Origin of the sequence: Sphingomonas sp. OK281 (assembly GCF_900115295.1) — a bacterium.
Lineage (GTDB): Bacteria > Pseudomonadota > Alphaproteobacteria > Sphingomonadales > Sphingomonadaceae > Sphingomonas.
In genome coordinates this window covers 46998-60990 of sequence record NZ_FOVZ01000006.1, presented here as the reverse complement: position 1 = coordinate 60990, position 13993 = coordinate 46998, and the positions used below count along the sequence as shown (strand labels likewise).

Genomic DNA, 13993 nt, shown 5'->3' with positions numbered 1-13993 from the left:
CCGCATTTGCCCCGGAGTGGCGGCACCTGACGGTTTCGAAGCGGGGACGCAGACGATGGCCAATCACCCTTTGCGTATCGTGATTGCCGGCGGCGGCACGGCCGGCTGGATGGCGGCGGCGACCTTCGCGCGGTTCCTGGAGACGGGATACGAGATCGACCTGATCGAGTCCGACGAGATCGGCACGGTCGGGGTCGGCGAAGCGACGATCCCGCAGATCCATTTGTTCAACGATGCGCTCGGGCTCGACGAGGACGCGTTCCTCCGCGCGACTGGCGGCACGTTCAAGCTCGGCATCGAGTTCGTCGACTGGTTCAAGCCGGGCCATCGTTACATGCACGCGTTCGGCGATGTGGGTCGGGACGTCGGCCTGTTGCCGTTCCACCAATATTGGCTGCGCGCGCGGTCGCTCGGGCTCGCCGGCGATCTTGGCGCCTATTCGCTTAACACACACGCGGCGCTTGCCGAGCGGATGCAGCGTGGCCCTGCCCGTACCGCGCGGACGCTGCCGTCGATGCCGTACGCCTATCATTTCGATGCGGCGCTCTATGCGCGGTACCTGCGGCGCTATTCGGAAACGCGCGGCGTCAACCGGATCGAGGGCAAGATCGTCCGCGTGACGCGCGACGGCGAGAGCGGCGATGTCTCCGGACTCGTGCTAGAGAACGGCACGACCGTCGCCGCCGACCTGTATGTCGACTGCACCGGCTTTCGCGGACTGCTGATCGAGGAGGCGCTCGGCACCGGGTACGAGGACTGGACGCACTGGCTGCCGTGCGACCGCGCGATCGCGGTGCCGTCGGCGCGGAGCGAGGCGTTCACGCCGTATACGCGCTCGACCGCGCATGCCGCCGGCTGGCAGTGGCGGATCCCGTTGCAGCATCGCACCGGTAACGGCGTCGTCTTCTCGAGCGCGCATCTGAGCGAGGACGAGGCGACCGCGACGTTGCTGGCCGGACTCGACACGCCGGCGATGGCCGATCCGCGGACGATCCCGTTCCGCACCGGCCGGCGCAAGCAAATGTGGAACCGCAACGTCGTCGCGCTCGGGCTCGCCGCCGGGTTCATGGAACCGCTTGAATCGACCAGCATCCACCTCATCCAGTCGGCGATCTCGCGGTTGCTGAAGCTGCTCCCGGGCCGCGTCATTGCAGAGGCCGATCGCACCGAGTTCAACCGCCAGAGCGACTTCGAATACGAACGCATCCGCGACTTCATCATCCTCCACTACAAGGCGACGGCGCGCGACGACACGCCGTTCTGGCGGCAGTGCCGCGACATGGCCATTCCCGACACGCTCGCCGCGAAGATCGATCTGTGGCGCGGCAACGGACACATCGTCCGGGAGCATGAGGAGCTGTTCACCGAAGTCGGCTGGCTTCAGGTGCTGGCGGGACAAGGCATCATGCCGGCGGGCCACCACCCGCTGGCCGACGCGATATCGACGAGCGACCTGGGGGAATTCATGGACACGATCGACAAGCTGAACGCGCGCGAGGCGGGCCAGATGCAGGATCACGCCGCGTTCGTCGCGCAACATTGCGCGTCACCGGCAGGGCTCGGCGCATGAGCATTCCCGCCGCCATCCTGCTCGCGCTGTCCGGCGCGGCCGCCGCGCCGCCCGCCGACTACCGCGCGCGTGCGCCGCAGGACGAGGTCATCTATTTCGTCCTGCCCGACCGGTTCGAGAACGCCGATCCCTCCAACGATCGCGGTGGGATCGCCGGCGATCGGCTCAAGACCGGCTATGATCCGACCGCGAAGGGCTTCTATCACGGCGGTGACCTGAAGGGCCTGACCAAGCGGCTCGACTATATCCAGCACCTCGGCGCGACCGCGATCTGGCTCGGGCCGATCTTCAAGAACAAGGCGGTGCAGGGTTCGCCGGGCCACGAGTCCGCTGGCTATCACGGATACTGGATCACCGACTTCACGCAGGTCGACCCGCATCTCGGCACCAACGCCGACATGACCGCCTTCGTCGACGCGGCCCACGCGCGCGGGATGAAGGTGTATATGGACATCATCATCAACCACACAGCCGACGTGATCCAGTACCGCGAGTGCTCGGTCGGCATGCCCTGCCCGTACCGCGATCGCGCGTCGTATCCGTACCAGCGCAAGGGCGGCGTCGGCGGCAAGGCGATCAATCCGGGGTTCGTCGGAGATGGTGTCCAGACCGCGGCGAACTTCGCCAAGCTGACCGATCCGACCTATGCCTACACGCCGTACGTGCCCGCCGCCGAGCGGAACGTGAAGGTGCCGGCGTGGCTCAACGACCCGATCTATTACCATAATCGCGGCGACACGACTTTCATGAACGAGAGTTCGACGATGGGCGACTTCTCGGGGCTCGACGACGTGATGACGGAGAACCCGCGCGTCGTGAGCGGCATGATCGACATCTTCGGATCGTGGATCGACCGGTTCAAGGTCGACGGCTTCCGCATCGATACCGCGCGGCACGTGAACCCCGAATTCTGGGCGCAGTTCGTGCCCGCGATGCTGACGCGAGCGCAGGCGAACGGCATCCCGAACTTCCACATCTTCGGCGAGGTCTCCGACCACGAGGTCCGCCCGGCGGTGCTCGCGCAGCACACCATCGTCGACAAGCTGCCCGCGGTGCTAGACTTCGCGTTCCGCCAGGCGGTGGTCGAGACGGTCGCGGGCACGCGTGGCACCGATGCGTTCGAGGCGCTGTTCGACGGTGACGTGCTGTATGCGAAGGGCGCCGACACCGCGGCGATCCTGCCGACCTTCACCGGCAACCACGACGATGGCCGTTTCGCCACCTACGTGCGGAAGGCGTTCCCTCACGCGTTGGACGAGGAAGTGCTGAAGCGCGTGCTGCTGTCTAACGCGATGCTGCTGACCTTGCGCGGTGTGCCGACGATCTATTCGGGTGACGAACAGGGCTTCGTCGGCGACGGCAACGACCAGGACGCGCGCGAGGACATGTTCGCGTCGAAGGTTGCGATCTATAACGACAACCGCCTGCTCGGGACGACCAAGACGACCGCGACCGAGAGCTTCGGCGAGACCAATCCGTTGTTCCGCGAAATAGCCGAACTGGCGAAGGTGCGCGTCACGCATCCGGCACTTACACGCGGCCGGACGGTCATCCGCAGCCGGAGCGAAACGCCGGGACTGCTCGCCGTCTCGCGCTTCGATCCGACGACCGGTGTGGAAACCCTGCTCGCGTTCAACACGTCGGCCAAGCCGCTAACGCAGTCGGTACAGGTAGAGACCGGCTCCACGCGCTTCACTACACTCGCTGGCACATGCCCGCCTCGCGCTGCCGCCCCCGGCAGTGTCACCATAACCCTGCCCGCGTTCGGCTACGCCGTCTGCGCCGCGGAGACTCGTTGATGCCTGCACGATTGCCTGAGTCCGTTGCCGACCACCCATGGTGGAAGGGCGCGACGATCTACCAGATCTATCCGCGGAGTTTCGCGGACTCGAACGACGACGGGATCGGCGACCTGCCGGGTATCACCGCGCATCTCGACTATGTCGCCAGCCTCGGCGTCGACGCGGTGTGGCTGTCGCCGTTCTTCACATCGCCGATGAAGGATTTCGGCTACGACGTGTCGGATTACCGCGACGTCGATCCGATCTTCGGCACGCTCGCCGATTTCGACGCATTGATCGCGCGCGCGCATGCGCTCGGGCTCAAGATCATCATCGATCAGGTCTATTCGCACACGTCGGAGGAGCATGACTGGTTCCGCCGGAGCCGCGCGTCGCGCAGCGGCGACAAGGCGGACTGGTATGTCTGGGCGGATGCGAAGCCCGACGGCACGCCGCCGTCGAACTGGCAGTCGGTGTTCGGCGGCCCCGCCTGGACCTGGGATGCCAGGCGCGGGCAATATTACATGCACAATTTCCTGAAGGACCAGCCGCAGCTCAACGGGCATAATCCCGCGGTGCAGGACGAGCTGATCGCGACGGCGCGGTTCTGGCTCGATCGCGGCGTCGACGGCTTCCGCCTCGATGCGATCAACTTCGCGATGCACGACCCCGCGCTGACCGACAATCCGCCCGCGCCCGCGACCAATCGCGCGCGGACGCGGTCGTTCGATTTCCAACAGAAACTGCACAACCAGAGCCATCCGGACATCGTCGGGTTCATCGAGCGGATCCGCGCGCTGCTCGACGAATATGGCGCCGGGTTCACCGTGGCCGAAGTCGGCGGCGACGACAGCGACCGCGAGATGAAGCTGTTCACCGGCGGCAATGGCCGGCTCAACAGCGCGTACGGGTTCGACTTCCTGTATGCGGACCGGCTGACGCCCGAACTGATCGTCGATGCGGTCGGCAACTGGCCCGACACGCCGGGTCTCGGCTGGCCGAGCTGGGCGTTCGAGAACCACGACGCGCCGCGCGCGGTGTCGCGCTGGACCACGCCCGACCAGCGCGAGGCGTTCGCGCGCATGAAGATCCTGCTGCTCGTCGCGTTGCGCGGTAACATCTTCCTGTATCAGGGCGAGGAGCTGGGCCTGACGCAGGTCGACATCGCGTTCGACGACCTGCTCGATCCGGAGGCGATCGCGAACTGGCCGCTGACCTTGTCGCGCGACGGCGCCCGCACGCCAATGCCGTGGATCGGCGCGGCGCCCGATCTCGGGTTCGGCAGCACCGAGCCTTGGCTGCCGTTCGGCGAGGATCACCGCGCGATCGCGGTCGATGCGCAGGAAGCGGACGCGACGTCGCTGCTGCACTGGACACGGGCGCTGATCGCCGCGCGGAAGGCGCATCCGGCGCTGCGGCTCGGGAGCCTGCGGATCGTGCACAGCGACGATGCGGTGATCGCGTTCGAGCGGGAGTCCGGCGACGAGACGCTGCTCTGCGTGTTCAATCTCGGCGACGACGCGCGCAATTGGCCGACCGGCATCGCGACCGATGGCGACGTGCTGTTCGCGACTGACGGCGCCGACACGACGACGCTGCCGCCGCTGTCCGGGCTGGTGCTGCGACGGTGATCGACGGGCTCGGCCAGCACATCGTCATCCTCGGCGGGGGCACCGCCGGGTGGATGACCGCGTGCCTGATCGCGCATCGCTGGCGGGATCGCGGGGTGCGCGTGACGTTGGTCGAAAGCCCCGAGATCGGCATCGTCGGCGTCGGCGAAGGGTCGACGCCGCAGCTGAAGCATTTCTTCGACACGCTCGGCATCGCAGAGGCGGAGTGGATGCCGGCGTGCGATGCGACCTACAAGCTCGGGATCGGGTTCGAAGGCTGGTCGGACCGCGAGGGGTATGAGCGCTATTTCCACCCCTTCCCCACCGCGCTTGACGGCCACACCGTGCCGCAGTTCTTCTACAACGCACGGGCAAAGCGGACCGGCCGCGATGTCGACGCGCACCCCGACCAATTCCTGCTCCCCGCCCGCCTGGCCGCAGCGCACTGCGCGCCGCAGCCAGCCGACAACTTCCCGTTCGAGGTCAGCTACGGCTATCACTTCGACGCGTACAAGGTCGGTGTGTTCCTCGCTGCGCATGCGACAGAAACGCTGGGTGTAGTACATCTCCAGCGCCGGATCGCCAGCGTCGAGCGCACCCAATTCGGCAACGTCGCCGCGCTGATAGATACCAACGGCGAACGCATCGCCGGCGATGTCTTCGTCGATGCCAGCGGGTTCCGCAGCACGATCTTCAGCGCGCTGGAAATGCCGTTCATCAGCTATGTCGACGCACTGTTCAACGATCGCGCGGTGGTCATGCCGACCGCGCACGCCCCCGGTGCACCGATCCCCAGCCAGACGCGCGCGACCGCGCTGTCGGCCGGCTGGGCGTGGCACATCCCGCTGACCAGCCGCAACGGCAACGGCTATGTCTATTCCAGCCGACACCTGACCGAAGCACAGGCCGAAGCGGAGTTGCGCGCGAATATCGGCGGCGAGGCGGGTGAAGCGCGCCACCTCAAGATGCGCGTCGGCCGCGTTCGCGATAGCTGGTCGCACAACGCACTCGCCGTCGGGCTTGCCCAAGGCTTCCTCGAGCCGCTCGAAGCGACCGCACTGCATCTCGTCATCGCTACCGTCGAAGCGTTCCTCGACATGGTCGAGCAGGGCGGCGCGACAAGCGCGGTCCGCACCGCGTTCAACGCGCGCATCGCCGCGCGCTACGACGGCGTCCGCGATTACATCGTCGCGCACTACCGGCTGAACCAGCGCCACGACGATCCGACCGGCTATTGGGCGGAAGCGCGCAGCGTGGACGCCCTGTCCGACGACCTCAAGATGCTGATGTCCACCTGGTTCACCGGCGCGGACATGGTCGCCGCGATCGATCGCGCGGGGCTCGACCGCTATTATTCGGCGATCAGCTGGCACTGCCTGTTCGCGGGCTACGGCACCTTCCCCGATGCCGCGCGGCTAATCCCGCCCGGCGCCGACATCGATCCCATCGACCTGCCGAAGATCGACGATTTCCTAACCCGTTGCGCATCGAATTTCGGGTCGCACGCCTCTCGCCTCCGCGCCGCGGCGGACCACAAGGACCACGTATGAAACGCATCGCCCTCCTGCTCGCCGCCACCGCCGCCATCTGCAGCGCACCCGTCCAGGCGCAGATGAGCGCCGTCGTAGCGCACAAACTGGCCCCGAGCCGCGACGGCGTCGAAGTCCAGGTCGGGACGACGGCAACGCGGATCACAGCAATGACCGACGGTCTGATTCGCGTCCGCGTCGCCAAGAACGGCCTGTTCCCGGAAGACGCCAGCTGGGCCGTCCCCGCTGCGATCCGTCACCAGAAGGTCGCCGTCACCGCCGCCCCCGACGGCTTTGCCACCGCCAGCGTCCGCGTTCGCGTCGGTGCCGGCGGCGCGATCACCTTCGAGACGCTCGAAGGCAAGATCATCTCCGCCGACGCCGCTCCGGTCGCGACCGACGGCAAGGCGTTCACGATCACGAAGACGCTGCCGATCGCCGAGCATTTCTACGGCCTCGGCGACAAGACGCAGGGGCTCGACCGGCGCGGGCACGGCTTCGTCGACTGGAACACCGATGCGTTCGGGTTCAGCAGCGCAGACGACCCGATCTACAAATCGATACCCTTCTTCATCGGCACCGGCGGTGCGGGCGGCAGCTACGGCATCCTCCTCGACAACACGTATCGCACCTGGTTCGACTTCGGCCACCGCGATGCCGAGACGCTTTCGTTCGGCGGCCCCGACGGCCCGATCGATTACTATTTTATCGCGGGGCCGTCGATGGCGGAGGTCACGCGGCGTTATGCCGACCTCACCGGCCACGCCCCGCTCGCACCGAAATGGGCGCTCGGCTACCAGCAGTCGCGCTACAGTTACGGCAGCGCCGACGAGGTCCGCCAGATCGCCGCCCGCCTGCGCAGCGACCGCGTACCGACCGACGTCATCTGGCTCGACATCGGCTATCAGGATCGCAACCGGCCGTTTACCACCGACGCCAAGACCTTCCCCGACCTGCCCAAGCTCGCCACCGAGATGAAGGCGGACGGGATCAACCTGGTCGCGATCACCGACCTCCATATCGCGGCGGTCGAGCAGGGCTACGCGCCGTACCAGAGCGGGATGAAGGCCGACGCGTTCATCAAGAACGCCGACGGCACTCCGTATGTCGCACCGGTCTGGCCCGGCCCCTCGGTGTTCCCCGACTTCACCAGGACCGCCGCGCGGACCTGGTGGGGCACGCAGTATAAGGGCTTCCTCGACGCCGGGATCGCAGGGTTCTGGAACGACATGAACGAGCCGGCGATCTTCGAGACGCCGACCAAGACGATGCCGCTCGACACCCGCCACCGCATCGACAGCGACGATTTCGCGGCACGCATCACCGATCACCGCGAGGCGCACAACGTCTACGGCATGCTCAACACGCGCGCCACGTATGACGGCCTGCTCAAGCTGCGCCCCGACGAGCGCCCGTTCGTGATGACCCGTGCCAGCTATGCCGGCGGGCAGCGTTATGCGGTCACCTGGACCGGCGACAACAGCGCGACCTGGGATCACCTGAAGCTGTCGGTGCAGCAGATCATCAACCTCGGCCTGTCCGGCTTCGGCTACAGCGCCGCCGACGTCAGCGGGTTCGCAGGCGGCCCGAGCCCCGATCTGCTCACGCGCTGGACCGAGATCGGCGCGTTCACGCCGGTGTTCCGCAACCATTCGGCGACCGGCACCCCGCGCGTCGAGCCTTGGGTCGACGGTCCCGACCATCTCGCGATCCGCCGCCGCTTCATCGAGGAGCGCTATCGCCTGATGCCGTATTTCTACGCGCTGGCGGATCAGAATGCGCGGTTCGGCGATCCGATCATGCGGCCGGTGTTCTATGATTATCCCGCCGCTGCGAATGCGTCATGCGACCAGTCGATGGCGTTCACGCTCGGCAAGTCGCTGCTGATCGCGCCACCGCCCAAGCCGGAGTCGCCGCAGACCTACGACGTGTGCCTGCCCGCTGGCGGCTGGTACGACTATTGGACCGGTCAGCGCGTCGGCACGCCCGAACCCACCGCCGCCGGCCCGATCCAGTCCGCGACGCAGGCCGTGCCGACCGCGCGCACTCTCGGCGACCGTGTGACCGAAACGCCGCGCCTCGATCGCCTGCCCGTGTTCGTCCGCGCGGGCACGATCCTGCCCCGCCAGCCACTGGTCCAGAGCACGAGCGAAACCCCGAACGGTCCGCTGCGGCTCGACGTCTATCCCGGCGCCGATTGCCTGGGCACGCTCTACGAGGACGACGGCCGCACGCTGGCGTACACGCGCCGCGGCTATTTCCGCCAGACGGTGCGCTGCACGATCACCCCGACCGGGTTGTCGATCGACTTCGCCAAGCCGGAAGGTCAGTTCAAGCCTTGGTGGCGGAACGTGGAGGTCACCGTTCACGGCTGGACCGGAACCGGCACTGTACGGTTCAAGGGCAAGCAGGTCGCAGTCGCGCAGGATACCGCAGCCAGGACGGCGACCATCCGACTTGTATCACCGACCTCGGCCAGCACGCTCATCCTGGATGGGCGCCTGGCCTCGGCGCAGTAATCGGTTCGGCGCTCTGGTTGCCGGATGTTCCATCGCCACGGGGCGTTGGAACATCCGGTTCTAGACGCGACGGGACATCGAAGTCAGGTTCGTGCCTTCATCGATTTCACCGCATGATCGGCAGCGCGGGCCGTCAGCGCCATGAAGGTCAGCGACGGGTTCACGCACGAGATCGATGCCATCTGCGCACCGTCAGTGACGTAGAGGTTCGACGCCGCATGCGCCTGGCTCCATTCGTTGAGCACCGACGTGCGCGGGTCGCGGCCCATGCGGGCGCCGCCCATCTCGTGGATCGCGTCGCCGGGGACGTGCTCCTTCTCGGTGCTCTTCACGTTGGTCAGGCCCGCACCCTTGAGCATCGCCTCGCCCTGCGCGCGCGCGTCGGTCATCATCTTCAGCTCGTTGTCGCGGAAGCGGACGTCGAAGCGCACCAGCGGCACCCCGTACCGGTCGACCTTGCTCGCGTGCAGCGAAACCTTGTTGTCCGCATAGGGCAGGCATTCGCCGAACGCGCCCATGCTGAACCGCCACGGCGCGTATTTGCGCATGCCCTGCTTCATCGACGCGCCGAACCCGACCGGGGCCGCAGGGTTGCGGAACGCGCTGCCCTGATAACCATAGCCGCGCTTGAAGCCGACGCCCTGGTCGCCGCCGATATTGCGGAAGCGCGGGATGTAGACGCCGCCGGGACGACGGCCGAATTCGATGAACTCCTCCATGCCGGGGATGTCGCCCTCGATCCCGACGCGGAAGATATGGTCCATCACATAGCGGCCGAGCGTGCCGCTCTCGTCGAAATAGCTGCGGTCGCTGCCCGGTGCGCGCGAGTTGAGCATGATCTGCGTCGAGGCGATCGCCGAGGCGCAGAGGAAGACGAGATCGGCGTCGACGGTTTCCGCCTTGCCGGTCTTGGCATCGATATAGCGGACGCCGGTGACCTTTTTGCGCGCCGCGTCGTACACCAGATTGGTGACGACCGAGTCCGACTTGAGCGTCAGGCGCCCGGTCGCGCGGGCGGCGGGCAACGTTACCGCCTGGGTCGAGAAATAGGCGCCGAACGAACAGCCATTGCCGCACTGGTTGCGGAACTGGCACTTGGTACGGTTCTGGTCGGGCTTGTCCTCGGTCATGTTCGACAGCCGGGTGTTGATCAGCTTGCGGCCGGGAAACTTGGTCTCGAGCCCCTGCTTCAGCCATTTCTCGGCGACGTTCATCGGCATCGGCGGCTGAAACTCGCTGTCGGGCAGGTATGCGAGGTTCTCGCGCGAGCCCGACACGCCGATGTATTTCTCGACATAGCTGTACCACGGCGCGACGTCGTCATAGCGGATCGGCCAGTCGCCATCGAGGCCGTCGCGCTTGTTCGCCTCGAAGTCCTCCGCGCTCCATCGGAAGCACCAGCGGCCCCAGATCAGCGACTTGCCGCCGACCGCGCCGGGCCGGATCCAGTAGAACTTGCTCCCCTCGTCATAGGCGTATGGGTTCAGCCGGTCGTCATTGTGGAACTCGCGGTTGCTGGGCTGGACATAGCCGTGCTTGGCGATGAAATAATCGCTGTCGAGCAACGCCTTGGGCATGATGTTGCGTGCCGGCACTTCATAGGCGGGTTTGCCGTCATAGGTATAACCTTCGCCGTGCTCGACCATCTTGCCGCGGTCGAGCATCAGGACGCGAAGGCCCTTTTCGGTCAATTCCTTGGCGGCGAAACCGCCGCTGACGCCGGACCCTATTACGATCGCGTCGAACCTGTTGGTCTCAGCCATGATCTTCCTCTCTCGATACTCGGTCGGAAACGCGCCCGGTTAGAAACGTGCCAGTTAGAAACGCATGGCGCGCAGTGTCCGGAAACTCGTGGTGATGTCGGGTAGATAGGGCGCGGGGGCCTGATCGTTCTCGACATAGAAATGCCGGACGCCGGCGCTGCCCTTCAGCTTGAAGAGCGCGGCGAAATCGACCGTGCCCGCACCGACCGCCGCCATGCTGCGATCGGGGCGCATGTCCTTGACGTGGTAGGCGTAAATCCGCTGCGACAGGCGCTCGATCAGCGTCGTCAGGTTCTCGCCGGCATGCAGTGCCCAGTAGAGATCAAGTTCGAGCTTCACGAGCGCGGGATCGGTCTCCTTCAACAGCCGCTCGTAGAGACTGACGCCGCCCGGCTTGGTGGTGAACTCGAAGTCATGGTTGTGATACGCGAAGCCCAGCCCGACCTTCTTCAGGTCGGCGGCGAACCGGTTGAAGTTCGGCAGCGCCGCGGCCCAGCCAGCCTCGTTGCGATGCTCGTCGGTCATGTACGGCAGCACGACCGTGGTGGCGCCGAGCGTCTTGGCCATCGTTACCGACTGGTCGAACCGCTGGAGCAGCGCGTCATAGCCGATATGCACCGACGGCGCGGTCAGGCCGAGCTTGTCCATCGTCCGGCGCAGCTGTGCGTGGTCCATGCCGTCATAGCCGCCACCGCCGAATTCGACTTCGCGGTAGCCGATCTTCGCGACCTTCTCGAGCGTGCCGAACGGGTCCTTCGAGAAGATGTCGCGGATGGTGTAGAGTTGCAGGCCGATCGCCTTCAACTGCGCGGCAGAGGCGGTGGGCATGAACGCAAGGGCTGCGACCGCGCCGGAGCCGGCAAGCAAGTTTCTACGGCTGAGGATCATGCGGAATACACCTTGTTGACCTGGGAATAGGGGAACTGGCCGTTATACTCGCCCGGCACCGGCAAATACTCGCGCTCCTGCGTCATGCCGATTTCCGACGTGTAGTAGCCGGTGATGACGAGCTGTCGGAACGCCTCGAAGAAGACGCCGCCCGACGGGATCTGATCATTCATCGCCAGTGTGAGCAGCGCGTCGTGCTGTGCCGCAGTCGCCTTTGCGCCGGGGACTTTATAGTCCTTCAGGCTGCGTGCCTCGATCGCGTCGAGTCCGGCGAGGATCGGGACGCGGTCGGCGGGCTCGGCCCAGTCGGCGAGCAGCTTTTCGATATAGGCCGGAACCCCAGCGGCGATCGCGCCCGGCGTATCGGTGGTCGGCAACACGCGTTCGCTAAGCGCGGTCATCAGCGCACGCTGGGGGGCCGTGAAGACCGCGACGCTCGGCGGGCCTTCGCTGATGACGGGGATCCCTGCCGCCGCGCCGGGTGTTGCTGCGATCCCGGCGGCGCGTGCGATCGGCGCATACAAGGTCGTGCCGAACATAGCGACGACGCCAGCGAGAGCAGTTCTACGGTCGATCATTTACCGTCCTTCTTCAGATCCTGCGCGATCGCCGCTTCGGTCAGCGGACGGACCCAGATGTTGCGGAACGACACCGGCGAGTCGTGATCCTGAAGCTGGATCGGCGCGGCATCGGCGTGCGCCGCGTAGCTCGCCACCTTGCGCCAGATGGTCGTGCCGAGCATCGCCTGATGGTTCTGGACCAGCACGCCGTTGAGCAGCGCGGTGACGTAAGCCGGGCGGACCAGGCTGCCATCGGCGGCGAAGCGCGGGCGTTCGAACACGATGTCGTAGGTCTGCCACTCGCCGGGACGGCGCGCGGCGTTCACCAGCGGCGGTTTCCATCCGTAGACTGCGCCGACCGTGCCATCGGCATAGGTCGGGTTCTGATAGCCATCGAGGATCTGCAGTTCGTAGCGCTGCATGAACCAGATCCCGCTGTTCCCGCGATCCTGCGAGCTTTTCGTCGGCGGGTTGGGCGAGCGGAATTCGAGGTGCATCTGCACGTCGCCAAAACTCTGCTTCGAGACGAGGTTGTTCTCGCCGCCGCTCTTCGCCCGCGAGGGGATCGTGAGCGCACCGTTGGCGATCGGCCACGCGATGCGATCGGGTTTCCAAGCGTCGAGCGATCGGCCGTCGAACAATACCACCGCGTCGGCGGGCGCACCGCCGGGGGTCGCGGCCGGCGCAACCACGATCGGCGTGGGGCGGTCGGCGTCGTGGACGTGCCACTGGCCGCCGGGCAGCATCGGGGTGTCCTTGAAGCCGGGCTTCTCCTGCGCCGACACCGGCCCCACAGCCAACAGCGCCGTCGCCGTGACGACGCTCGCCATCAACACCGTCTTCATCCTCATCCCCCTCATGCTGCGTCGATTTCGCGGTACGCGGCGATCAGGCGATCCTCGCCCGCGCGTCCGGCGATCGAGTTGCCGTGCTCCATGCCGATCACGCCGGTGTAGCGCTGCGCCTTCAGCCACTTCACGATCGAGGCGAAGTTGATCTCGCCGGTCGACGGCTCGTTGCGGCCCGGATTGTCGCCGAACTGGATATAGCCGATCTCGTTCCAGCATGTGTCGAGCGTCGGGATCAGATTCCCCGACTGGATCTGCTCGTGATACAGGTCGGCGAGGATCTTCACCGCTGGACTGTTGGCGCCACGCGCGACCGCATAGCCCTGCGAGATCGTCTGCATGTAGACGCCGGGATGGTTGGTCCGCGTGTTGAGCGGCTCCATCACCATCGCCGTGCCCGAGGGCGCGACGATATCGCCCGCGCGGCGCATCACGTCGATCACGCGCGCGGTCTGGATATCCACCGGCACCTTCGGGTCCATGAACCCGGTGACGACGGTCATCCGCGTTGCGTTCAGCCGCTTGGCGACGTCGAGCGACGCGCGGATGTCGGCGAGAAACGCCTCGCGCTCGGCGCCGTCATTGGCACCGAGTAGCGGCCGCGACTGCGACCATTTGGGCATGCTGGCGACGAACACGCCCATCGTCATGCCGCGCTGCGTGAGCGCTTTGGCCATCTGCTCCTGCTCGGCCACCGACCGCGTTGCCGCCTCGTTGTCCTCCCACGCGGTGAAGCCCTGGTCGGCGGCGTAGGCGATCTGCTCGATGCGGCCGCCCCGACTCGCGAAGCTGCCTTCGTGTGGGGCGTAGCCGAGCGAAAACCGTGCGGCGTTGCTGCTGCGACGCTGGGCGGCGATCCCGGCGGGGACCAGCGAGGCGGCAGCTCCGGCGGCGAGCAAGGTGCGGCGCGACAACGTCATGCGAG

At 66.4% G+C, this 13993-nt stretch carries 10 protein-coding genes; 5 read left to right on the top strand and 5 right to left on the bottom strand.

What is annotated here, in order from left to right:
- Window positions 1-55: 55 nt before the first annotated feature.
- Genes BM244_RS18715 through BM244_RS18695 form a run of 5 tightly spaced genes read left to right on the top strand, consistent with a single transcriptional unit; the run spans window position 56 to window position 9009 of the window.
- Complete coding sequence (locus BM244_RS18715) at window positions 56-1570, top strand: tryptophan halogenase family protein (RefSeq protein ID WP_093400444.1); 1515 nt, start codon at window positions 56-58, stop codon at window positions 1568-1570.
- Window positions 1567-3369, top strand: coding sequence for an alpha-amylase family glycosyl hydrolase (locus tag BM244_RS18710; protein ID WP_093400443.1), 1803 nt, complete (start codon window positions 1567-1569; stop codon window positions 3367-3369). Before BM244_RS18715 ends, BM244_RS18710 begins: the two co-directional genes overlap by 4 nt.
- Window positions 3369-4982: an alpha-amylase family glycosyl hydrolase gene (locus tag BM244_RS18705; RefSeq protein WP_093400442.1), complete on the top strand. Its 1614-nt coding sequence runs from the start codon at window positions 3369-3371 to the stop codon at window positions 4980-4982. Before BM244_RS18710 ends, BM244_RS18705 begins: the two co-directional genes overlap by 1 nt.
- A complete protein-coding gene (locus BM244_RS18700; protein ID WP_254784575.1) occupies window positions 4979-6511 on the top strand; it encodes a tryptophan halogenase family protein in 1533 nt (510 codons plus the stop codon). Before BM244_RS18705 ends, BM244_RS18700 begins: the two co-directional genes overlap by 4 nt.
- Window positions 6508-9009 (top strand): glycoside hydrolase family 31 protein, encoded by a 2502-nt coding sequence (locus tag BM244_RS18695; RefSeq protein ID WP_093400441.1) that lies wholly within the window; start codon window positions 6508-6510, stop codon window positions 9007-9009. The genes BM244_RS18700 and BM244_RS18695 overlap by 4 nt, the downstream gene beginning before the upstream one ends.
- Window positions 9010-9092: 83 nt before the next feature.
- Here BM244_RS18695 and BM244_RS18690 read toward each other — a convergent pair whose 3' ends face one another.
- Genes BM244_RS18690 through BM244_RS18670 form a run of 5 tightly spaced genes read right to left on the bottom strand, consistent with a single transcriptional unit; the run spans window position 9093 to window position 13988 of the window.
- Complete coding sequence (locus BM244_RS18690) at window positions 9093-10772, bottom strand: GMC oxidoreductase (protein ID WP_093400440.1); 1680 nt, start codon at window positions 10770-10772, stop codon at window positions 9093-9095.
- Between the two features lie 54 nt (window positions 10773-10826).
- Complete coding sequence (locus BM244_RS18685) at window positions 10827-11660, bottom strand: sugar phosphate isomerase/epimerase family protein (protein ID WP_093400439.1); 834 nt, start codon at window positions 11658-11660, stop codon at window positions 10827-10829.
- Window positions 11657-12238: a gluconate 2-dehydrogenase subunit 3 family protein gene (locus tag BM244_RS18680; RefSeq protein WP_093400438.1), complete on the bottom strand. Its 582-nt coding sequence runs from the start codon at window positions 12236-12238 to the stop codon at window positions 11657-11659. Before BM244_RS18680 ends, BM244_RS18685 begins: the two co-directional genes overlap by 4 nt.
- A complete protein-coding gene (locus BM244_RS18675) occupies window positions 12235-13050 on the bottom strand; it encodes a 3-keto-disaccharide hydrolase (RefSeq protein WP_368086094.1) in 816 nt (271 codons plus the stop codon). The genes BM244_RS18680 and BM244_RS18675 overlap by 4 nt, the downstream gene beginning before the upstream one ends.
- Window positions 13051-13076: 26 nt before the next feature.
- Window positions 13077-13988, bottom strand: coding sequence for a hydroxypyruvate isomerase family protein (locus BM244_RS18670; RefSeq protein WP_093400436.1), 912 nt, complete (start codon window positions 13986-13988; stop codon window positions 13077-13079).
- Between the last annotated feature and the right edge of the window lie 5 nt (window positions 13989-13993).